Annotated in this window: 20 protein-coding genes; 5 read left to right on the forward strand and 15 right to left on the reverse strand. The window is 62.2% G+C overall.

The window, feature by feature from the left end:
• The 5 genes from AC0C6X_RS02395 to AC0C6X_RS02415 all read left to right on the forward strand — a co-directional run bounded on the left by AC0C6X_RS02395 (window position 1) and on the right by AC0C6X_RS02415 (window position 4,558).
• Complete coding sequence (locus AC0C6X_RS02395; protein ID WP_173515591.1) at window positions 1-936, forward strand: FliM/FliN family flagellar motor switch protein; 936 nt, start codon at window positions 1-3, stop codon at window positions 934-936.
• Between the two features lie 60 nt (window positions 937-996).
• Window positions 997-1,602, forward strand: coding sequence for a flagellar motor switch protein FliN (gene fliN, locus AC0C6X_RS02400; RefSeq protein WP_173515590.1), 606 nt, complete (start codon window positions 997-999; stop codon window positions 1,600-1,602).
• Between the two features lie 142 nt (window positions 1,603-1,744).
• A complete protein-coding gene (fliG, locus tag AC0C6X_RS02405; protein WP_472951725.1) occupies window positions 1,745-2,776 on the forward strand; it encodes a flagellar motor switch protein FliG in 1,032 nt (343 codons plus the stop codon).
• A 259-nt stretch (window positions 2,777-3,035) separates the two neighbouring features.
• Window positions 3,036-4,112 (forward strand): flagellar biosynthesis protein FlhB, encoded by a 1,077-nt coding sequence (gene flhB / locus AC0C6X_RS02410; protein ID WP_173515588.1) that lies wholly within the window; start codon window positions 3,036-3,038, stop codon window positions 4,110-4,112.
• Between the two features lie 5 nt (window positions 4,113-4,117).
• Window positions 4,118-4,558, forward strand: a complete 441-nt coding sequence (locus tag AC0C6X_RS02415; RefSeq protein ID WP_173515587.1) for a hypothetical protein — start codon at window positions 4,118-4,120, stop codon at window positions 4,556-4,558.
• Window positions 4,559-4,649: 91 nt separating this feature from the next.
• Here AC0C6X_RS02415 and visR read toward each other — a convergent pair whose 3' ends face one another.
• From visR to rhaM, 15 genes are all read right to left on the reverse strand, one after another.
• Complete coding sequence (gene visR, locus AC0C6X_RS02420) at window positions 4,650-5,390, reverse strand: transcriptional regulator VisR (protein WP_173515586.1); 741 nt, start codon at window positions 5,388-5,390, stop codon at window positions 4,650-4,652.
• Window positions 5,391-5,402: 12 nt separating this feature from the next.
• Window positions 5,403-6,143, reverse strand: coding sequence for a transcriptional regulator VisN (gene visN, locus AC0C6X_RS02425; protein ID WP_472951727.1), 741 nt, complete (start codon window positions 6,141-6,143; stop codon window positions 5,403-5,405).
• Window positions 6,144-6,969: 826 nt separating this feature from the next.
• A complete protein-coding gene (fliF, locus tag AC0C6X_RS02430; protein ID WP_173515584.1) occupies window positions 6,970-8,640 on the reverse strand; it encodes a flagellar basal-body MS-ring/collar protein FliF in 1,671 nt (556 codons plus the stop codon).
• Window positions 8,641-9,001: 361 nt separating this feature from the next.
• Window positions 9,002-9,394 carry a chemotaxis protein CheT gene (gene cheT / locus AC0C6X_RS02435; protein ID WP_173515583.1) on the reverse strand — a complete coding sequence of 131 codons (393 nt, stop codon included), beginning with the start codon at window positions 9,392-9,394 and terminating at the stop codon, window positions 9,002-9,004.
• Window positions 9,395-9,468: 74 nt separating this feature from the next.
• Window positions 9,469-10,023 carry a chemoreceptor glutamine deamidase CheD gene (gene cheD, locus AC0C6X_RS02440; protein ID WP_173515582.1) on the reverse strand — a complete coding sequence of 185 codons (555 nt, stop codon included), beginning with the start codon at window positions 10,021-10,023 and terminating at the stop codon, window positions 9,469-9,471.
• On the reverse strand, window positions 10,020-10,409 hold the full coding sequence (locus AC0C6X_RS02445) for a response regulator (protein WP_034851752.1): 390 nt from the start codon (window positions 10,407-10,409) through the stop codon (window positions 10,020-10,022). The genes cheD and AC0C6X_RS02445 overlap by 4 nt, the downstream gene beginning before the upstream one ends.
• Window positions 10,409-11,470, reverse strand: a complete 1,062-nt coding sequence (locus tag AC0C6X_RS02450) for a protein-glutamate methylesterase/protein-glutamine glutaminase (RefSeq protein ID WP_247958118.1) — start codon at window positions 11,468-11,470, stop codon at window positions 10,409-10,411. Before AC0C6X_RS02450 ends, AC0C6X_RS02445 begins: the two co-directional genes overlap by 1 nt.
• Complete coding sequence (cheR, locus tag AC0C6X_RS02455) at window positions 11,467-12,375, reverse strand: protein-glutamate O-methyltransferase CheR (RefSeq protein ID WP_472951732.1); 909 nt, start codon at window positions 12,373-12,375, stop codon at window positions 11,467-11,469. The genes AC0C6X_RS02450 and cheR overlap by 4 nt, the downstream gene beginning before the upstream one ends.
• Window positions 12,372-12,842, reverse strand: coding sequence for a chemotaxis protein CheW (locus AC0C6X_RS02460; RefSeq protein ID WP_429812593.1), 471 nt, complete (start codon window positions 12,840-12,842; stop codon window positions 12,372-12,374). Before AC0C6X_RS02460 ends, cheR begins: the two co-directional genes overlap by 4 nt.
• A gap of 5 nt (window positions 12,843-12,847) precedes the next feature.
• Entirely contained in the window at window positions 12,848-15,136 is a 2,289-nt protein-coding gene (locus tag AC0C6X_RS02465; protein WP_472951735.1) for a chemotaxis protein CheA, read from the reverse strand.
• A 19-nt stretch (window positions 15,137-15,155) separates the two neighbouring features.
• Window positions 15,156-15,521, reverse strand: a complete 366-nt coding sequence (locus AC0C6X_RS02470; protein WP_025425897.1) for a response regulator — start codon at window positions 15,519-15,521, stop codon at window positions 15,156-15,158.
• A 3-nt stretch (window positions 15,522-15,524) separates the two neighbouring features.
• Window positions 15,525-15,818, reverse strand: coding sequence for an STAS domain-containing protein (locus AC0C6X_RS02475; RefSeq protein ID WP_173515577.1), 294 nt, complete (start codon window positions 15,816-15,818; stop codon window positions 15,525-15,527).
• Between the two features lie 41 nt (window positions 15,819-15,859).
• Entirely contained in the window at window positions 15,860-17,473 is a 1,614-nt protein-coding gene (locus AC0C6X_RS02480) for a globin-coupled sensor protein (RefSeq protein ID WP_472951739.1), read from the reverse strand.
• A gap of 689 nt (window positions 17,474-18,162) precedes the next feature.
• Window positions 18,163-19,551 carry an FGGY-family carbohydrate kinase gene (locus AC0C6X_RS02485; protein WP_472951741.1) on the reverse strand — a complete coding sequence of 463 codons (1,389 nt, stop codon included), beginning with the start codon at window positions 19,549-19,551 and terminating at the stop codon, window positions 18,163-18,165.
• 4 nt (window positions 19,552-19,555) lie between these two features.
• Window positions 19,556-19,870, reverse strand: a complete 315-nt coding sequence (gene rhaM / locus AC0C6X_RS02490; protein WP_173515574.1) for an L-rhamnose mutarotase — start codon at window positions 19,868-19,870, stop codon at window positions 19,556-19,558.
• Between the last annotated feature and the right edge of the window lie 7 nt (window positions 19,871-19,877).

Consider the following 19,877-nt stretch of genomic DNA (forward strand, 5'->3'; position numbering starts at 1 on the left):
ATGAGTTCCAACGTTCACGCATTCGACCGGAAACTCCTGGCGCGCATGACCGGCGCGCTCGGTGACGACCGGGTGATCGGCCGGCTGGCGCTCGAACTCGGCCAGGTCTTCGGCGAATTCCTGCCCGACATCTGCCGGGCGGAAACGGGCCTCGACATCACGATCGGCTATGCCGGTTTCCGGACGGGACTCCGGCAGGAGTTGATCGCCGGCCTCGGCACCGGCGTGGTGATCAGTGACGTGTCGTTGCGCAACTGGTGCGCGGATTTCCAGATCGGCTGCGACAGCCCGATCATCATCACTCTCGTCGAGGCGCTGCTCGGCGCCGAGCCAGCCGGGATCGAGGAGCCGCAGCCGCGTGCGCTCTCGCAGATCGAGATCGATGTCGCGGTGCCGCTTTTCGAAAAGATCGCCGACGTGCTGCGCACCGCCGTCAATGCGCCGGGTGGTTTCGAACCGATCGTCGAACGTCCGCTCAACAGCGCTTCGCGTCCCAAGCCCGATCCGATGATCGAGGACATCCATGCGGGCGCCATCGACATGACGATCGGCTTCGGCCCGGTCATGTCCACCTTCTCCGTCATCGTTCCACAGAGCGTGCTCCTGAAGACCACCATCGTCTTCCCGAAGGGCAGCGGTCAGCAGCGCAACGCAAAGGCCGAATGGACCGAGCAGCTCGAGGAACAGGTGCGCCGCTCCGCCGTCACGATCGAGGCGCGGATCCGGCTCGAAAGCCTGACGCTCGAAACGATCAGCCGGCTGCAGGCGGGCGACGTCATTCCCTTCCACGACGCCCAGGATGTTCGCGTCGACGTCAACGCCAACGGCCGCGACCTCTATGTCTGCGAATTCGGACGGTCGGGATCGAAATACACGGTCAGGGTCAAGGACACCCACGGCTCGGAACAGGACATCCTTCGCCACATCATGAGTTAAATCGGCCTGCCGCGCGCTCGCAGCATGCCTGAGGCAAGCTTCAACTGGAATAGTTCTCACATGGCACCCAAGAAAGCACCCATCAACGAGGCAGACGTCGCGGTCGGAGACATGGAACTCGACCAGGCGATCAATGACCTGCGCGGTGTCCTCAAGCAGGATTCGGATGCGCCGGCAGCCTTCGGCTCGGATTTCGGCAGCGAACCCACGGGCGCGGCAACCGATTTCGGCAGCGAATTCGGCACCCCGGCCGGCGGCCTCGACGCGTTCGGCGGCAACTTCGGCTCCAGCGACTTCGGCGCCGATCTCAGCGGCGGTTCCGTTTCGGGCGACTTCGGCGGCGCGGATTTCGGCACGACGTCCTTCGATGGCGCTGAAGCGGCGATCGACACGCCGCCCGGCAGCGGCATGACGGCCAATCTCGACCTGATCATGGATATCCCGATCGATGTCCAGATCGTGCTCGGCACGAGCCGCATGCAGGTTTCCGGTCTCATGGGCTTGAGCGAAGGTGCAACGATCGCGCTGGATCGCCGGATTGGCGAGCCTGTCGAGATCATGGTCAACGGCCGGGTGATCGGCCGCGGTGAAATTACCGTTCTCGAAGGCGACGATACGCGCTTCGGCGTCAAGCTCATCGAGATCAAGGGCAGCAAGAAGTCATAGAGCCAAGAGCGGGATGAGGAAAAGTGTTTACGGTTTTCCGCCCGCATCCCGCTCTAACTTATGAGAATCGATCACGTTTATGATTTTGGGTCGATCCGACCCAAAATCATCGTGATCTTGTGACCGGGCGAAGGATGAATCCATGATGGATTTCGAAAGTTTCGAGGCTCAGGCGCTATCAAGGCCGCTGAGCCAGACGGACAAGGCAGCGGCCGTCCTGCTTGCCATGGGCAAGGGCGTCGCAAGCAAGCTCTTGAAGTTCTTCACCCAGAGCGAGTTGCAGTCGATCATCGCCGCGGCGCAGTCGCTGCGCGCCATTCCGCCGCATGAGCTCGAAGCGCTCGTCAACGAATTCGAAGACCTCTTCACCGAGGGCGCCGGGCTGATGGACAATGCCAAGGCGATCGAAAGCATCCTCGAAGAAGGCCTGACCCCGGACGAGGTCGACGGCCTGCTCGGCCGCCGCGCCACGTTCCAGTCCTACGAGGCCAGCATCTGGGACCGCCTGCAGGAATGCGACCCGGTCGCCGTCTCGGTCCAGCTTGCCAAGGAACATCCGCAGACGATCGCCTACGTTCTGTCGATGATGCCTTCGGGCTTCGGCGCCAAGGTGCTGCTGCAGCTTTCCGAAGAACAGCGCCCAGACATCCTCAAGCGCGCCGTCAACATGAAGGACGTCAACCCGAAGGCAGCCGCGATCATCGAGAAGCGCGTCATGGAAATGATCGGCGAGATGGAAGCGGAACGCAATTCGGCCGGCCCGGCCAAGATCGCCGAGGTGATGAACGAACTCGACAAGCCGCAGGTGGACACCCTGCTCGCGTCGCTCGAATCGCTCAGCACCGCTTCCGCCAACAAGGTGCGTCCGAAGATCTTCCTGTTCGACGACGTGCTCCACATGCCGCAGCGCAGCCGCGTACAGCTCTTCAACGACGTGTCGACCGACATCATCACGATGGCGCTGCGCGGTTCGACGGCCGAATTGCGCGAATCGGTACTCGCCTCGATCGGCGCACGCCAGCGCCGCATGATCGAATCCGATCTCGCCATGGGCGATGCCGGCATCAACCCGCGCGACATCGCGATCGCACGGCGTTCGATCACCCAGGAGGCCATCCGCCTGGCAGCCAGCGGCCAGCTCGAGCTCAAGGAGAAGGACGCGCAAGCAGCCTGATCGCACAGCGCGCAGACGGCCTGACCCCCCTTTCGCCACGGTATTTCCTGTTGAGCCCCTGCATATGCCGGGGCTCAACGCTTGTCTGCCCTGCGTTTCGGGTTCACTACTGCATGGCTTCCGAGATCGGAATCGATTGCGGGATAATGATGCGGCAGCTCAACGTGGTGCAGCAGGCTTCTTGCGCCTGAACAGGCGCGCGGCGCTGATGGAAAACGCGAACGAGGCTGCGCTGGTGTAACCGGAGCCTTCCTGCTTCATGTCTGATGATCAGGATAAAGACAGCAAAACAGAGGCCCCGTCCGAGAAGAAGATCTCCGACGCCGCCGAGAAGGGTAATGTGCCTTTCTCTCGCGAGGCGACAATGTTCGCCTCGACGCTGGCGATCTACATCTTCTTCGTCTTCTTCCTCGCCGACGGCGTCAGCACCATGGCGGAGGCGCTCAAGGACATCTTCGAGCAGCCCGAAGCGTGGCGGCTGGAAAATTCGACCGACGTGGTGGCGCTCATCACCCATCTCGCATGGAAATCGACCGCGCTGCTCGTCCCGGCCTTCGTGCTGCTCATCATCTTCGGCGTCGGTTCCTCGATCTTCCAGAACCTGCCGCGGCCGGTCCTGGACCGCATCCAGCCGAAGCTCAATCGCATTTCACCGATGGCTGGGTTCAAGCGCATCTTCGGCGTGCAGGGACTGGTCGAGTTCGGCAAGTCCCTGTTCAAGATCATCATCGTCTCCGTCGTCGTCGTGCTGGTGCTGTGGAACGACTACTTTGCGACGCTCGACCTGATGTTCTCCGATCCGGTCACGATATTTTCGACGATGACGAGCGACCTCAACGAGATCATGATCGTCATCCTGTTTGCCACCGCAGTTCTGGCGATCGCCGACCTCTTCTGGTCGCGCCATCATTGGTACACCGAACTGATGATGACCAAGCAGGAAGTGAAGGAGGAAATGAAGCAGGCCCAGGGCGATCCAATCGTCAAATCGCGCCTGCGCTCGATGCAGCGTGATCGGGCGCGCAAGCGGATGATCTCGTCCGTACCACGCGCCACGCTGGTCATCGCCAACCCGACCCACTACGCCGTTGCCTTGCGCTATGTCCGCGAGGAAAACGACGCGCCCGTCGTCGTGGCGATGGGCCAGGATCTGGTTGCCCTGAAAATCCGTGAAATTGCGGAGAAAAATGGCGTGCCCGTCTTCGAGGACCCGCCACTCGCACGCTCCATGTTTGCACAAGTCTCGGTCGATAGTGTGATTCCACCCGTGTTTTACAAGGCTGTTGCCGAGCTCATTCACAGGGTGCATGCGTCGCAACCAAAACGGATGACATAACTCCGATGAAAAAGTGCGAATTCTCCGAGAAACGGGAACAGATCGTCGCTGAAGCAATCCGCCCCGTGGCGACCGAACTGCGGCTCATCGACGCCGCCGATTTCATCGCACTCTTGCGGTTCGAATCCTACGCAAGCCTCGCCGATCTCGTCGAATCGGCGGCAGAACTTTACTTTCTGCCCGGCACGGTCAACTTCGGCCTCGGCGGCAACTACAATCTGGATTGGGATTGCGAGCCGGAAATCGTCCTCGACCTGGAGCTCAAGCCCCGCGGCGTCACCATCTATGCGCGCCTGTCGCTCGGCAACGAGACGGCCGGTATCGAGATCAGCCATATCAGCTTCCAGAACCCGTCTGCCGACCCGGACGAGAACACGGCATTCCTGGCCCGAAGCCTGGCGGACGCAAAGTTCATCAAGTCCTACGAATTGCCGCTCGCAAGCTGAGAGAACCGCGCCAGAGCCCCCTCAACTTGCCGAGGGCGCCAGCGCTTAATGCCCTTGTGGGAGGCGCAGCGCCCGATCCCGCCGAGCGCTCTTAGCTGATGTAACCAAGGCGAATGGCCTTGGCGATCGCCTGGATGCGATTGACCGAGTCGAGCTTCGTGGTCGCCGCCCCCAGATAGGCGTTGACCGTGTGGACGGAGAGGCCCATGCGCTCGGCGATCTCTTCGCTGATATGGCCGTCGCCTGCCATCTGCAGGCAGGCGATCTCGCGGTCGCTCAGGGTTTCGGCCGGTGCCATGCGCTTTTCGTCGGCAGCCAGCAGGTCGGTCATGATCATGCAACTGCGGCCGTGCAGATCCACCACCTGTTCCGTCGAGGCATCGACGTAGCTGCCAGCAAATATCACGTAGCCGTTGCCCTGGGCGCCGAGCCTGACGGGAAAGGCGATGCCCGAATAGGCGAGCTTGCGCGCTTTCAAGCGGTACGCAAAGGGCGCGAGTTCCGAGACCTCGACCGCCTGGTGTTCCCCTGCCCCATTCCAGAGCACCGGCAGCAGCGACTGATCGAGATGGGTAACCAGTTCCTCGCCATAGGCGGTGATGAGATCATGCGCGTTCGCTTCGGCCGAAATGCCCCAATTGTCGAGCACGCAGGTCAGCTTTCGGGCGGTGCCCTTGCCGTTGAGGCGCAGCACGGCGAAGTGCTTGGCATTGATCTGCCGCTGCATGGCTTGAAGACGCGTGACCAGGGTTGCGGCACGGGCGGCGCGGTTGCCCTGTCTGGCGAGCTTGTGGTCGTCGTCAATCCGCCCACCACCGAGAAAATGCGTCATCGCGCCCGTTCCTTACACAAGATTGTTGCGCACCGCGTAGGCGATCGCCTCCGATCGCGTCCTGGTCGCGGTCTTGCGCATGACACTGGTGATGTAGTTGTTGATGGTGTTGCGCGAAATTCCGAGGATCACCGCGATCTCTTCGCTGGTCTTGCCCTCGGCGATCCAGAAGAGGCATTCGAGCTCGCGTTCGGTCAACTCGAAATCCCGGTCGTGCCGGACCTCTGCGCGCGTGGTGAAGCTTGCGAGGTAGCCCGCAAGCAGCGTGACGTCGCGCAGGCTCTCCTGCGACAGGATCACGTCTTCCGGTACGAGTAGCATCAGCGAGAAGCGCAGGCGTCCTACATTGAAGGTGATCGCGCAGTATTCGCGGCTGATGCCGCGCGGCAGGTCGATATCATCGGGCAATGCGTAGAAGCACGGCTGCAGCACCGCCAGACATTTCTCCAGCTCGGTCGTCTTGGCGTGGAGCGACGTGACGACGCCGGAGAGGCGTCGGACGACATCAAAGGGCCAATCGGAGCAGACCACGAAATCGAGCCCGTTGTCCTGCGAGATGTCGTAACGCGCCAGCATATAGTGGCTCGCGCCGACATACTCCGTCAGCGCCGAGAGACCGCTGCCGAGGCCGCCCCGCCCGGCGACTTCCCCCAGCCTTCGCAAAAGCTGCTCGCGCGAGAACCCGCCGCCGCGCGCACGTGTCGGTGCCGTCGGCAAAGGCCAGACAGCGATGTCTGCTTGCGAAATGTCCATGAATTCAGCCCCCGTACCGGATTCACATCCCGGAACTGCACTTGCACTGTCGCCGCCAACAGCCGGCCGAAGCCGATTATTACCACCAGTCGCAGATCAGGACGCGAATCAACTGCTAAAAATGTACATGGCCACGAGAAAAATACCACCGCCCCGTCCTGGCTATTTACTTCACGTCCGGCGCTCGGGCCAAGCACGCCTCGCACGTTCGGGCCAGCTACGTTCATTGCCGGCGTCAAAGCGCAACCAATTGACAGAAAACGCATTTCCGTTCGAAAACTTGGCTTTCCGCCGCGATTGCCGCAATTCCGGATAGGACCTACCGGCGTCATTGTGCCCGGAAAACAGGCGTTTGTTGCCGATATCCGAAAATTAGAACCGCGAGAAATTATACTTTGTTTTCACGGCTGTTGCTGAAATGCACCAGGAGATTTTCGGATTCTTCTCATTTTACCGATATATAAATTGTGAAATTGTCAGAATAAATCCTGATTTCGATAAAGTTATATTTCGATTTGACTATGTATAGAGGGAATCCGGTACAGTACATGACCGCAGCTGATGCACGCCATGGGCCCGCGCCGAATCTATAAATTAAGATATCGTTAAAATATTACCATTCGCGGCATCCGGCGGGACTCAGCGACCTCGCTTCGAAACTTGAAGCAAATTTCGCGACGATGACGACGGAGGCGCCCGGACTCTCATAATATTTGGCCCGAACATGAAGCCGCCGCGAAGGATGCCGTGGTGGCGCCCACAAACACAAATCCCGCCACCAGGGCGGGATTCGTGTTTGATTGCGGCGGCCATGGCTGCGGCGGGATCAGGCGGCCTTGTCGAGGGCCCATTTGCGCAGGATCTTCGCCGCGCGTTCTTCGCTGATCTCGACCATCCGGGCCAGGCGCCTTTCCGGCCCTTCCTTGACGCGGCGGTTGAAGCCACCGTCCTCGCCCATGTTGAGCAGGTCGTCGGTGCTGTCGAAGCCGAAGTCCGACCCGAAGCCTTCCATGAGCGCCCCGCCGGCACCGGCATTGGCCGGAGAGAAGTCGGGCAATTCGAGACCGGCGGCTTCGCCTTCGAGCTGGCCGGCGGTGCTGCCGAACCCGAGTTGGCGGGCGAGCGGCCGCATGCCCCAGACAACCAGAGCGGCCACCACGATAAAGGCAAGGGCATTGATGATGCCGCCGAGATTGCGGGTCAGCGTTTCCATCACGCCGGGGCCGGCGACGGCCTGGTCGAGCAACTGCGTTTCGACGAAGTCCATGGCCGTCAGGGTAACGACGTCACCGCGGCTCGTATCGAGGCCGGCGGCGGACGCAACGATCTTCTGCATGTCCTGCAGATAGGCGTCGATCTTCGCCTGATCGGCCGGCTCGCCAACCATCGCGGCCAGACGGCCCCGGTTGACGACGACCGCGACGGAGAGGCGTTCGATCGTGTAGCTGTTCTTGACGGTGGCGATCGTCTTGCTGTTGATCTCGTAGTTGGTCTGCTCTTCCTTCTTCTCGGCCTCGTCGCTGGACTTCGGGCCGGCGCCGCCGCTGGGAGCAGCCTGCGGAATGTTCTGCTGGACGGTCGCGGCATTGTCCGGCTGCTGCTGGCTGGACTTCTGTTCTTCCTTGGTCACGCGCGTGGAGCGCTCAACCCGCGATTCCGGATCGAAGACCGTTTCCTGGATCTGCTGCGTATCGGTGTTCAGCCGCGCAGTAACGCTCGAGCGGAAATTGTCCATTCCGAGGAAGGGCGCCAGCGCATTGTCGATCTTCTTCTCAAGTTCGGTCTGGACGTTCTGGACAACGCCGAGCGACTGGTTGAGAGCGCTGTTGGCCGGGTCGTCACCGGAGGCGAGCAACTGTCCCGTCGAATCGAGCACCGTCACGTCATCGACGTCGAGCCCGGGCACGGAAGAGGCGACGAGATGGCGGATCGAGGCGGCGGCGCTGCGGCCGACGGTTGCGCTGGCACGGATCATGACCGAGGCAGTGGGGTTCTGGTCAGCCTTGCGGAAACTGCCGCGCTCCGGCATCACGATGTGGACGCGGGCGGCGGCGATGCCCGAGATCTGCTGGATCGTGCGGCCGATTTCGCCTTCGAGGGCACGTACCCGCGTCACTTCCTGCATGAAGGAGGTGAGGCCGAGCGAGCCGACATTGTCGAAGAGTTCGTAACCGGCATTGGCGCTGCTCGGCAGGCCGCGCTCGGCAAGCAGCAGGCGCGCCTTGCTCGTCATGCCGACGGGAACCTGGAGGCTGGCGCCGTCGGAGCCGACATTGAAGTCGATGTTGGCCTCGGCCAGCGCAATGCTGATCTGGGTGACATCGCTGCGTTCGAGCCCGACATAAAGCGTTTCGAACGAGGGTCTGTTGACGTAAATGCCCGCCCCGAGCACCAGGCCGACCGCGACAACGCCGGCTGCCGCCAGCGCGATCAGCTTGCCCTGCCCGAGATTGCTCAGGTTCTTCGTGACCGTGGAGAGTTGATCCAACAGACTCATTCTGTTTCCGCACCCAGTATCGCAGGACATTCGGACCGGTCATCGGCCGAGCGCCCTGCGCAGTTCCAACATTCGGGTTTGCTGGGTATCGACATGCTTCGTATCGACTTCCAATGCGCGCGAATCTACCAGCCCCGGTCGGGACCGTAGGAAATGAAACTTGCGCGAACTTGGCTTGATCCGGCCTGATGGCCGATCGGATGGCGGCGCCGGCGGAGTTGTCCACCGGCCTAACAAGAGCCCACGGCGACGGATATCCGGGACGAGCAGCCTTGCCAGGCCACGAGTTATCGTGCCATTAAATGCCTGATTCTAAAGACTTATCGTCCTGGCGCGGCGTCAGCAGGGCTCCCGACGAGCGTCAGAACGCCTCGAAATCACCGGCTGCCTTGGTCAATGGCTGGGAGTGGCCGTGGCGCAACATGCCGTTGCCAAGTGCCTTCTTCATATCGGCAAGCTTGACGAGGCTGACCGCGGTGGTCACGTCGACCAACCAGTTGTCAGGGATCGACGCCGTTATGGTGTCGATGAATTCCGCGAGGCCACGCGTCTTCTGCACGGCGAGGTCGATGCCCTGGAGCACCATCATCTTGTCCGGGTTTGCGAGCGCATCAACGCCCTCGTCACCCAGAAGCTGCGGTTCGACCCGTTCGATCAGATAGGCGACGTCGTGCAGTTCGGTGACGATTCGCATCAGCACTTCGGGCAGTGCTTCTTCCACGTGCGGCATGTGGCCCTGGTAGTCAGTCTGCATCGGTATGTCTCACGTGGCTCGGGGCTTCGGTAGAAGGTCGTATTTGCGGACTGCGAGGCGCCTGCCTCGCGGGATCAGAAGAATTCAATCGAGCTTTCGGCCGGCTTCGGCGCGACGATCGGGCGTTCCTCCATCTGTACGGTGCGCTGCGTCTCGACGCCGGTCAGGGCATATTGCCGGGCCCGGCCGCTGGACGGCCAATATTCGAGCTTGCGGCCGTGCTCGCCGCCGGTGCTCTCGCCAACGATGCGGATGCCTTCGTCGAGCAGGAATTGCCGTGCGAAGGCGGCATTCTGTTCGCCGACATTGGAGAAACGCGCAATCGTCTTGGCGCCGCCAAAGATCTTGGCTTCGAGACGATCTCGACGCGCGCCCTGCTTCAGCAGTCCGTTGATCAGGAGTTCCATGAGATGCACCCCGTAGCGCGTGGCGTCACCGCCGGAAGCGGGCGACGTCGCGGAACCAGGCAGCAGGAAATGGTTCATGCCGCCGACGCCGACCACGGGATCGCGCATGCATGCAGCCACGCAGGAGCCGAGAATGGTCGACAGTACGATATTCGGATCGTTGAAGACCTTGTACTCGCCCTGGATGACATGCACGCGCTTGCCGGCGGCTTCCATGTTCATTTGAGCGCCCCGAATACCGCCTCGATCGCAGCCTTCATCTTTTCGATGGTGAAGGGCTTGGCGAGTACGTTGTTGGCACCGAGGGCCGCCGCCTTCTGGACCAGCGCGCGATCGCCCTGGGCCGTCAGGATGATGAAGGCCGCCTTCTTGGTCGTCGGGTTGGAACGGACCGCCTGCAAGAGGCCAAGACCGTCCATCTTCGGCATGTTGAAGTCGGAGATCACCAGATGATGCGGGTTCTGGGCCATGATCTTCATGCCCTGCTCCCCGTCACCGGCAGCGGTGATCTGCTTGAAACCGAGCTGCTGCAGGGCATCACCCAGCAGCAGGCGGCTCGTCACCTGATCGTCGACGATCAGAACTTTGATTTTTTCGGCGATGGACATTATTCGCTTCCTTCCTTGCGGAGCGCCGCTGCTTTCAGGACCTCCTCCCCGATGGAACCGAGGGGAAGCTGGGTTTCAACGGCGCCCAATTCATAGGCGACTCTCGGCATGCCGTAGACGACGCATGTCTTTTCGTTTTGTCCGAAGGTCTTTGCTCCGGCATGCCGCATTTTCAGGAGACCGGAGGCGCCATCGCGCCCCATGCCGGTCAGAATGACGCCGATCGCGTTGCGGCCGGCGAGTTCAGCAACGGAATCGAACAGCACATCCACCGACGGGCGATGGCCGTTGACCGGTTCGCGTTCGACCAGGCGGCAGCAAGGTGCCGTCGCATTCGCGACCTGCAGATGGCGCTCGCCGCCGGGCGCCAGGTAAACCTTGCCGATTTCGAGCCGCGCGCCATCCGTCGCCTCCTGCACCGTCGGCGCGCACAGGCGGTTCAGCCGCTCGGCAAAGCTCCTGGTGAAGGTGTGCGGCATGTGCTGCGTGATGACGGTCGGCGGGCAATTGGCCGGGAACTTCTGCAACACCGTGATCAACGCCTCCACGCCGCCGGTCGAAGCACCGATGGCGATGACCTTGCGACCGGCCCGGTATTCCGAAGCCGTGTTCGCATTGGCGGCAGCAGGCGAGCCCGCGATCTTGTTACCGGTGATGATGAACTTGCGCTGCGAACGAGCGGCCGCCTTTACCTTGTCGACTAGGCCGGCGAAGGGATGCGGGTCGCCCGGATGCGGCTTGCCGACGCAATCGAAGGCGCCGATTTCGAGCGCGGCGATCGTCGCTTCCGCGCCCTTGTGCGTCAGCGTCGAGACCATGATGACCGGCATTGGCCTCAGCCGCATGATCTTGTCGAGGAATTCGAGGCCGTTCATGTTCGGCATTTCGATGTCGAGCGTGACGACGTCGGGGTCGAGCTGCTTGATCGCCTGACGCGCTTCCATGGCATCGGCCGCCTGGCCGACGACGGTCACGTCGGGGTCGGCATTCAGGACAGCGGTAATCAGGCCACGCATGGTGGCCGAGTCGTCGACGACGAGAACACGAGCGGGAGCTGTCATGCCCGTCCTCCATGAAACTTGCCGGTATGGCGGTAGGTGGTGATGCCGATGTTGTCGAAGTGCGACTTGGCGTCACCCGACACCCGCTCGGAATGGCCGATATAAAGATGACCGGCAGTGTTCAGCATGCCGGCGAAGCGCGACCAGATCTTCATCTGCGTCGGCTCGTCGAAATAGATGACGACGTTGCGGCAGAAGATGACGTCGAACGGACCCTTGAACGGCCACTGCGCCATCAGGTTCAACTCGTTGAAGGTGATCAGCCGCTTGACGCGGTCATCGATCTGCCACTTGAGGCGGCCGCCGACATTGACCTCGGAGAACCATTGCTTGCGCATCGCCGGGTTGACCGTTTCGAGCGCCGTCGCGTCGTAGGCGCCGGCGCGGGCGAGCGCCAGGATCTTCGGATCGATGTCGGTCGCGAGGATGCGGAAGTCGTAGTCGGCCGCGTTCGGTAGCAGCGACAGAACGGTCAGCGCGATCGAATAGGGCTCCTGCCCGTCGGAGCAGGCGGCCGACCAGATGCGCACGCGACCGCCGGCCTTGGCGCGTGCGATCAGTTCCGGCAACACCTCGGTCTTCAGGTGCTCGAAGTGGTGGTTCTCGCGAAAGAACCGCGTGAAGTTGGTGGTCAGATGCGAAAGCATGTCGCGGCGCGCGGCGGCACCGGCAGGTGAAGCAACCAGTTGGCAATAATCACGGAAGCCCCTGAGCCCGAGATTGCGGATATGCTTCGACAGCCGCGAATAGACCAGCGACGCCTTGCTCTCGTTGAGATAGATACCGGCATCCGCATAGATCATCGCGGCGATCTCGTTGAGGTCACGACGGGTCAACGGATACTCGCCGCTTGCCAGGCACTCGTCCGGCGACAGCTTCTGTTCGAATGCGACCTGGTTCCTCATGCCGCTTCCCTTTCTTCCTGTGGGAAGATGGCTTCCAGCTCGATGAGGCAGATCATCCGGCCTTCGATCGCGAGCACGCCGCGGGCGAAGCTCTTCTCGAACTCCGAGGACACGACATCCGGCGTCGGCTGGATCTTGTCGTCGGTGATCGTCAAGATGTCGGAGACGGCGTCCACCAGAAGGCCGACGACCTGGCTCTTCACCTGCGCGACAATGATGACGTGGCGGACCGTCGGATCGGCCGGCGTCATGCCGAGACGGGCCGAAAGATCGACGATCGGCAGCACGGCGCCACGCAGATTGATCACGCCGAGCACATAGGATGGCGCATGCGGCATCGGCGTCGCGGGTGTCCAGCCACGGATCTCGCGCACCGACATGATGTTCACGCAGAATTCCTGAGCGCCGACGCGGAAAGCGATCAGCTCCCGTCCGTCCGTCGTCAGATTTTTTGCGGCATAGGTCATTGTCATTATCCGACTGCAGCAAGTGACATTTCAGGCTTCAGCGACTGCCCGCGCGAGGCGGCGACGATCGCATCGACATCGAGGATGAGCGCCACGCGGCCGTCGCCGAGAATGGTTGCGGCCGCGATGCCCGGCACGTGGGTGTAGTTGGCTTCGAGGCTCTTGATCACCACCTGGCGCTGCCCCTGGATCGCATCGACCATCAGGGCGCGCTGGCCGCCGCCTTCCGATTCCACCAGAAGTGCGACGCCTTCGACCGGGTTCGCCTGGATGGCGCGGAAGTTGAGGATGCGGCCGACGTCGACGAGGGGGCAGAAGGAGTTGCGGATCGAGATCAGCCGCTGGTTGGCGCCGAAGGAGTGGATCGCCGACGCTTCCGGCTGCAGGGTCTCGACGATCGCGGTCAGCGGCACGACGAGCGTCTGGTTGGCGACGGTGACCACCATGCCGTCGAGTACGGCGAGCGTCAGCGGCAGGCTCATGGTGAAGACCGAGCCGTGGCCCGGTTTCGACGAAATGTTGATGCGGCCGCCAAGCGCCTGGATCGAACGCTTGACCACGTCCATGCCGACGCCGCGGCCGGAGATGTCGGAGATCTTGTCCGCCGTCGAGAAGCCGGCGTGGAAGATCAGGTTGTCGATCTCTTCGTCCGAAAGATTGGCATCGGCGGCGATCAGATCGTTGTCGATCGCCTTCTGGCGCACCTTCTCGCGGTTGATGCCGGCGCCGTCGTCGGCAAGTTCGATGACGATGCGGCCGGAGCGGTGCTTCGCCGTCAGGCGGACCGTACCTTCGGCGCTCTTGCCGGCGGCAAGGCGCTTCTCCGGCGTTTCGAGGCCGTGGTCGACCGCGTTGCGGATCATGTGGGTCAGCGGCTCGGCAAGCTTGTCGATAACCGTCTTGTCGACTTCGGTGTTTTCACCCTCGGTGATGAGGCGGACCGACTTGCCGGTCATGTCGGCGATTTCGCGGACGATGCGCGACATGCGCTGGAACACCGGCTTCACCGGCTGCGCACGGATCGCCATCACCGAGTCCTGGATCTCGCGGGTGAGCTGCTGCAGCTCTTCGAGGCCCATGTTGATCGAGGACGTGCCGTTGGTGTCGTTCTCGACGACGCTTTGCGAGAGCATCGCCTGGTTGATGACGAGCTCGCCGACGAGGTTGATCAGCCGATCGACACGGTCGAGATCGACGCGGATCGTCGGCGTGGCGGCCGATGCGGCGGCCTGTTGGCCGGCAGCGCCCTGAGCAGCGGCACTGGCGGCGGGTGCTGCCTTCTCGGCCGGGGCGCGGGCTGCGGATTGCGCCATCTGCAGCACGTTGCTGGCAGTCCCCGCGGCCGAAACCGCGGCGTTGCCGAGCTGCTGGGACGCGAGCTGTTCTTCCTCCTCGACGACACCGACCGATACCGCCGGCTCGTCATCGAGGATCGACAGATCGAAGGGCACTGGCTGCATCGGCAGCTCTTCGTCGGACGACGCGGCTTCGTCCGACGCGAGGGAAATCTCCAGGTCGCAATCCCACTCGGCGAATTCGAAGACGGCACGGATCGCGTCCTCGCCCTTGTCGGTCGCGAGTTGGATCTTCCAGAAGAAGTAGGCGCTCTCCGGACTCAGCCGATCGAGTGTCGGCAGCGCTTCCATGTCGCAATGGATGCTCATATCGCCAAGGCGGGAGAGGTCGCGCAGAAGCAGCGTTGCCTCATTGCCCTTGGCATAGAGATCGGACTTCGGCCTGAAGACGATCTCGTAGGTCGGCGTTTCCATCAGCGGCGGTTCTTCGGCCGCTTCGAAGTCGTCGAAGGAGAAAGCGACCGGCTGGAAGCCTTCCTCGTTGACCGGCGGCGCGGCCACGGCGGCAACGGGTTTGGCGACCACTTCGACCGGCGCTGCGGATGCTTGCGGCACTTCGCCGTTCGCCAGAGCTTCGAGTTCCTTGATGAGCTGTCGGCTGCGCGCCTCGTCGACGCTGCCGCCATCGCGAGCGGCATTGGTGAGATCGGCCAGCACGTCGGCCGACTTCAGCATGACCTTCAGAACTTCCGGCCCGGGATCCAGCCGGTTGGAACGAACGCAATCAAGGGTCGTCTCGAACACATGCGCGAAGGAGACGAGGTCGTCGAGCCCAAAGGCACCGGCACCACCCTTGATCGAGTGCACCGCGCGGAACACCGCATTGACCGTTTCCGGGTCGCGGTCGCCGTCATTGAGCTTCAGCAGACCCGATTCCAGCTCGGCGAGTTGCTCCTCGCATTCCTGGAAGAAGATCTCTTTGATTTCGTTCATATCCATTGGAGGCTATCCCCGGACTTCAGGCCGTTACGCGCTCGATTGCGTCGATGAGTTTCGTCGGGTCGAACGGCTTGACGATCCAGCCGGTTGCGCCCGCCTGACGCGCACGGTTCTTCTTTTCGGCATCACTTTCGGTGGTCAGCACCAGGATCGGAATGGCGCGGTAACGATCGTTCTTGCGCACGCCTTCGATGAAGCCGAAGCCGTCCAAACGCGGCATGTTGATGTCGGTGACGATCACATCGGGATTGGCTTCCTCGAGAACCTCGAGGCCCTCGACGCCGTCCTCGGCCTGGATCGTTTCGAACCCGGCATTGTTCAACGTGACCAGCAGCATGTTTCGGATCGTCCGGGAGTCGTCGACCGTCAGAACTCGCTTCTTCATTTCTCAAATCTCCTTGGCCACCAGATGGTCGATCTCGACCCCGATGAGCTGTGTCGTTTTCTCGAAAGCGTCCGACACCTTGCTGAAGGTGAAAGACAAATGATCCTCTTCCCAGGTCTTGGCGCCGGCCATCAGCACCTGAACGCAAAGCGTCCCCACCCGCTCGACCGCCGAAGCGTCGATCGCGACGTCGCTGCCCTTGAGAGCGAGCAGCTTCTCATGCAGCGTCGTCGCCTCGTTAAGATCCAACACCGGAGCGAGGCTGAGCGTCTTTTGAGCGGTCTTGTTGCTGGCCATTACTGTCTTCCTCGACTGCTAACCCTGTGCTGTTCTCGAAATCAGCGCTGCCATCCGGCGAGCTGCCGCTGCGGTCCGTCGTCGAACAGCGCAACCGTCGGCTCCTCGGCAATCACGCCCGGAGCCGGCTGGTGCGGCTCGCGACCGGCGGCTGACGAAACGGGATGACGCCGCTCCAGGCGGAACCGGCGGATCGTTTCGCCAAGTTCGACGATGACGGTGTGGAGATCGTCCGACGAACGGGTGGCTTCGCTGGCCAGGGCGGCGCTTGCTTGCACGCGCTCGGAGATCGTGCCGATCTCGGCAGCGACGCCCCTGAGATCACCGACCTGCTGCTCCGCTTCGCGGGCGATGCCGGAAACCGCCGAATTAATCGACGTGACCTGCTCGACGATGCTGCTGATCGCGTCCTGGGTTCGGCCGACGATCTCGACGCCGGTCTCGACCTGGGCCTTGGTGCCGGAGACGAGCTGCTTGATTTCACGGGCCGCCTCACCGGAGCGCTGCGCCAGGGCACGCACTTCCTGGGCGACGACGGCAAAGCCGCGACCGCTGTCGCCGGCCCGCGCCGCTTCGATGCCGGCATTGAGCGCCAGCAGGTTGGTCTGGAAGGCGATCTCGTCGATGACGCCGATGATCTGGCCGATCTTTTCGGCCGAAGCTTCGATATCGGCCATGGCGGTGATCGCCTGGCCGGCGATCTCGCCGCTGCGCTCGACGGCGATACGAGTTTCGTTGGCCTTCGTTTCCGTCGCGCTGATGCGGCCGGAGCCGGATGCCATGCGGCCCGCCATGTCCGAGAGCGCTGCAAGTTGCCCTGACAGCGCATCGGCTTCGGCGCCCGCCTTGTCCGAGAAAGCGGCTGCGTTTCCACGCATGCGATCGACCAGGGCCTCGGCAGAACGATTGTGGCGATCGGATGCCTGCAGGCTCTGCTGAATCTGTTCCAGTGCCGTATTGAGGCTGGCAACGATCGGCTGGTAGGCCTCCGCTGCCGCTTCCGGCAGCCGCGCGCCGAGATCGCCCTGACTCAAACTCTCGGCAAAGTCGCCGAAGAGCGCCTTGACTTCCTGTTCGTCGGCGCTGCGCTGCTCGGTCAATTGCCGCTGGTGCTGCTGGCGAAGGGCATTGAAACGGAGCGAAACGCCGATCTCTGTGTCGACGAAGACGGTACGCACGAGCGCGGCGACGAGGTCGCAGAGCTCACGACGACGTGCCTTGCCCATCGGCAGGAAGGATCTCGGCCAGGCCTCTTCGATGAGGCCGACGAGGAGATGTTCGAGCACGACCGCATGGCTTGCCATCTGCCAGCGCGGATCGAGACCCATGCGGCTGGCCGTATCGGCGAGCACCTTGACGCGCTCGGCATAGAGACCATCGAAACGCGCGTCTGTCAGCACATTCCAGTGCGACGATTGCAGGTCTTGAAGACGATCGATCTGGCGATCGCTGTCGAAATGGCGGGCAGCATCGGCATAGGTCTGCAGGCGCTGGAAAAGGTCACGAAGCGCCTGGTCGATGCGGGGGGAAAGCTTCTGTCTGTGGTCCCGGACGCGGTTGCAGCTCTCGTCGTCGAGCCCGGCAAAACGCAGGCGCTCCAGCAGGCTGCCTGCCTGGCCTTTCCTTGCCTGTTCTGACGACGCTTCCTGCCTCAACGCTGATCCCCGGGTATTTGCGCGTTCGGAATTTGCCTGGGAGGATCAAGGGGAGCTACGGTCCACCGGACGTGCACGCCACATTGATGAGATCAGCCCCCGCCGGCGGCGTCTGCCATCGTTCATCCCGCAAGTAAATTCGGTGAAGATTGGATACCGGACCGGAACCGGTACGGCGGGGCGGCATCATGCCTTGAGGAGACTTGTGAATTATCCCATTCCGACGTGTGGGACCATGTTTATGGTTAATTCCTTGCTTGAAGGTTAACGGTCCCTCGCCTCAAATCGGATTCACTAAAGTTCGCAGGGGTGTTTTAGCGGGTCGTTCTTGCGCTGCAACAAAACTGTAATATAGCCGCCGAACTACAACAGGTTCTCAATCACAAGAGTTTAGAATTGCACTTGCACTTGCGCTCGCGTATCGAAGCGAAAGTGGAGTGGGCGCTGCATGCGCGAGGAAACCTTCGCACCAAGCAAAGCGACATCATGACGATGCGCTTACGGGAAACGAACAATGATTGTTCTTGGAATCGGCGCCGCTCTCACCGCAATCCTGACAATGACGGCAGTATCGATCGTGCTCAACATCGAACACAACCGATCGGCAAAGCGCAGTTCCGTGTTCTGATAGGACCAAGGTCCGTCTCTTACTGGCACAACCAAGCATGTCTATGGCCGAGGGCGCTGCTCTACAGCCGCTTTTCTTTGCCTGCATGGTCCAGTGCCGCCTTTCGCCACGCCCTTGCATAATTTGCGAAACTCTCGGGAACCTCGCCCGCGAGTGGCTGAACGCCGGTCCTGACCTTGGACCCCGCGACCAGGCTTGCCGCGCCAAGGCTCGTACCCGTAACATTCTGGGGATCGGCGAAGACCGGCCGACCGGTCGCCGCTGCCAGCATGCGCAGATAGGCCGTATTGACCGCAAACGGTCCCTCGACGACGATCTCTCCGCGCGCTCCGATCAGATCGAGGCAGGTGGCCGTCATCAACGCCAGGTGAAACGACACGACGGCAAAACGCTCGGCGGGGCCAAGCGCCTTCTCGCCGGTCGTCCAGATCGCCTTCGAAGCCGGAAAGGGACCGGAGCCCTCGGGTATCGACGGCAGCAGCATATGGCCGCCTTTGGCGACGGCCGCCTCCACCTCCGGCGATGCGGGAACTGCCCCTTCCCCCAATAGAAGCTGGAACGCCCGGCCGCCCATGAAGCGGGCCGAGGGCACGGGATCGCCAAGCGCATTGACGTTGATGAGCGTGTCGCGATGTTCGTCGAGTGGCTTCGGCTCCGCGCCGACCGCCAGCATGACGACCCAGGTGCCAGTGGAGACCACCGTGAAGGGCGAGGCGCGCGTCAGCAGATGCGGGAGCAGCGAGGCGTTGGAGTCATGGATCCCGCAATAGACTGATGTCTCGGTCGCAATCCCGGTCGCGGCGCAGAGTTCCGGCCGCAAGGTGCCAGCGATATCGCTTGCCTTCAGCACCGGCGCGAAAAGCGGCCGCCAGCCCTGGCGCTCGACCAGGGACGAGAAGGTCCCGGCTCGCGGGTTCCAGAGATCCGTATGGCAGCCGAGCGAGGTCAGTTCGTTGCAGAGCACGCCCGTCAGTCGATAGGTCCAGTATTGCGCATAGGTGAGGATCGAGGCGACCCTGGCGAAGGCGTCGGGAAAGGTCTTCTGCTGCCAGAAGAGCTGCGCACCGACATTGAGGCCCATCGGCAGGCGCGCGGAACCGGTCTCGGAAAACGGCGGCCGCACCGCATCATATTCAGCGGCAAGGCCGTCGGGACCGGCATATTCATAGTCCAGCACCGGCAGCGCCAGATCGCCGGCCACATCGAGCACGACAGCCGTCGCGCCATGGGTGGTGATCGAGATTGCCTCGAAGGCGTGCTCGGCATTCAGTGCCGCCAGACTGTCGAGCACGAAGGCCCAGAGATGCTCGATATCGAAATGCGGATAGGGACCGTCGGTGAGCACCGCATTCGCCGTCTTGCGGACGGCGATCTCCTCGAAACGGTCGAGATCGACAGCCGCGACCTTGGCATTGGTCTTGCCGATATCGATGACGCCAACGACCCGCATCACATCAATCCATATGAAAGACGGTCTTGAGCGGTACGGCCACCGGCTCGTTGTCGGCTTTGGTTTCCATGATATCGGCCATGTAGGCCCACCATTTCCGCATGATCGGATGGGACGGCAGGTCGGCCATGCGGTGATCGTCGGTCCGCCAGAGCACGCCGAAGAGCAGGTTCGTCTCCTCGTCCAGATGGATGGAATAATCGGAGACGCCGGCCTCCTTCAAGAGTGCCGCCAGCTCCGGCCAGATGGCGTCGTGCCGCGCCTTATATTCGGCCGCCATGCCCGGGTTCAGCCGCATGCGGAACGCATATTTTTCCATTGTAACC

Source organism: Ensifer sp. VA4 (genome assembly GCF_055710065.1).

Bases quoted from the DNA above. Each gene is read 5' to 3' on its own strand.
- AC0C6X_RS02475 (WP_173515577.1), bottom strand. From the start codon at position 15,818: ATGGCCAGCAACAAGACCGCTCAAAAGACGCTCAGCCTCGCTCCGGTG.
- AC0C6X_RS02395 (WP_173515591.1), top strand. From the start codon at position 1: ATGAGTTCCAACGTTCACGCATTCGACCGGAAACTCCTGGCGCGCATG.
- AC0C6X_RS02445 (WP_034851752.1), bottom strand. From the start codon at position 10,409: ATGTCCATCGCCGAAAAAATCAAAGTTCTGATCGTCGACGATCAGGTG.
- AC0C6X_RS02470 (WP_025425897.1), bottom strand. From the start codon at position 15,521: ATGAAGAAGCGAGTTCTGACGGTCGACGACTCCCGGACGATCCGAAAC.
- fliN (WP_173515590.1), top strand. From the start codon at position 997: ATGGCACCCAAGAAAGCACCCATCAACGAGGCAGACGTCGCGGTCGGA.
- AC0C6X_RS02485 (WP_472951741.1), bottom strand. From the start codon at position 19,551: ATGCGGGTCGTTGGCGTCATCGATATCGGCAAGACCAATGCCAAGGTC.
- AC0C6X_RS02460 (WP_429812593.1), bottom strand. From the start codon at position 12,842: ATGACCTATGCCGCAAAAAATCTGACGACGGACGGACGGGAGCTGATC.
- AC0C6X_RS02415 (WP_173515587.1), top strand. From the start codon at position 4,118: ATGAAAAAGTGCGAATTCTCCGAGAAACGGGAACAGATCGTCGCTGAA.
- cheR (WP_472951732.1), bottom strand. From the start codon at position 12,375: ATGAGGAACCAGGTCGCATTCGAACAGAAGCTGTCGCCGGACGAGTGC.
- rhaM (WP_173515574.1), bottom strand. From the start codon at position 19,870: ATGGAAAAATATGCGTTCCGCATGCGGCTGAACCCGGGCATGGCGGCC.
- flhB (WP_173515588.1), top strand. From the start codon at position 3,036: ATGTCTGATGATCAGGATAAAGACAGCAAAACAGAGGCCCCGTCCGAG.
- fliG (WP_472951725.1), top strand. From the start codon at position 1,745: ATGATGGATTTCGAAAGTTTCGAGGCTCAGGCGCTATCAAGGCCGCTG.
- cheT (WP_173515583.1), bottom strand. From the start codon at position 9,394: ATGCAGACTGACTACCAGGGCCACATGCCGCACGTGGAAGAAGCACTG.
- cheD (WP_173515582.1), bottom strand. From the start codon at position 10,023: ATGAACATGGAAGCCGCCGGCAAGCGCGTGCATGTCATCCAGGGCGAG.
- AC0C6X_RS02465 (WP_472951735.1), bottom strand. From the start codon at position 15,136: ATGGATATGAACGAAATCAAAGAGATCTTCTTCCAGGAATGCGAGGAG.
- AC0C6X_RS02450 (WP_247958118.1), bottom strand. From the start codon at position 11,470: ATGACAGCTCCCGCTCGTGTTCTCGTCGTCGACGACTCGGCCACCATG.
- visR (WP_173515586.1), bottom strand. From the start codon at position 5,390: ATGACGCATTTTCTCGGTGGTGGGCGGATTGACGACGACCACAAGCTC.
- visN (WP_472951727.1), bottom strand. From the start codon at position 6,143: ATGGACATTTCGCAAGCAGACATCGCTGTCTGGCCTTTGCCGACGGCA.
- fliF (WP_173515584.1), bottom strand. From the start codon at position 8,640: ATGAGTCTGTTGGATCAACTCTCCACGGTCACGAAGAACCTGAGCAAT.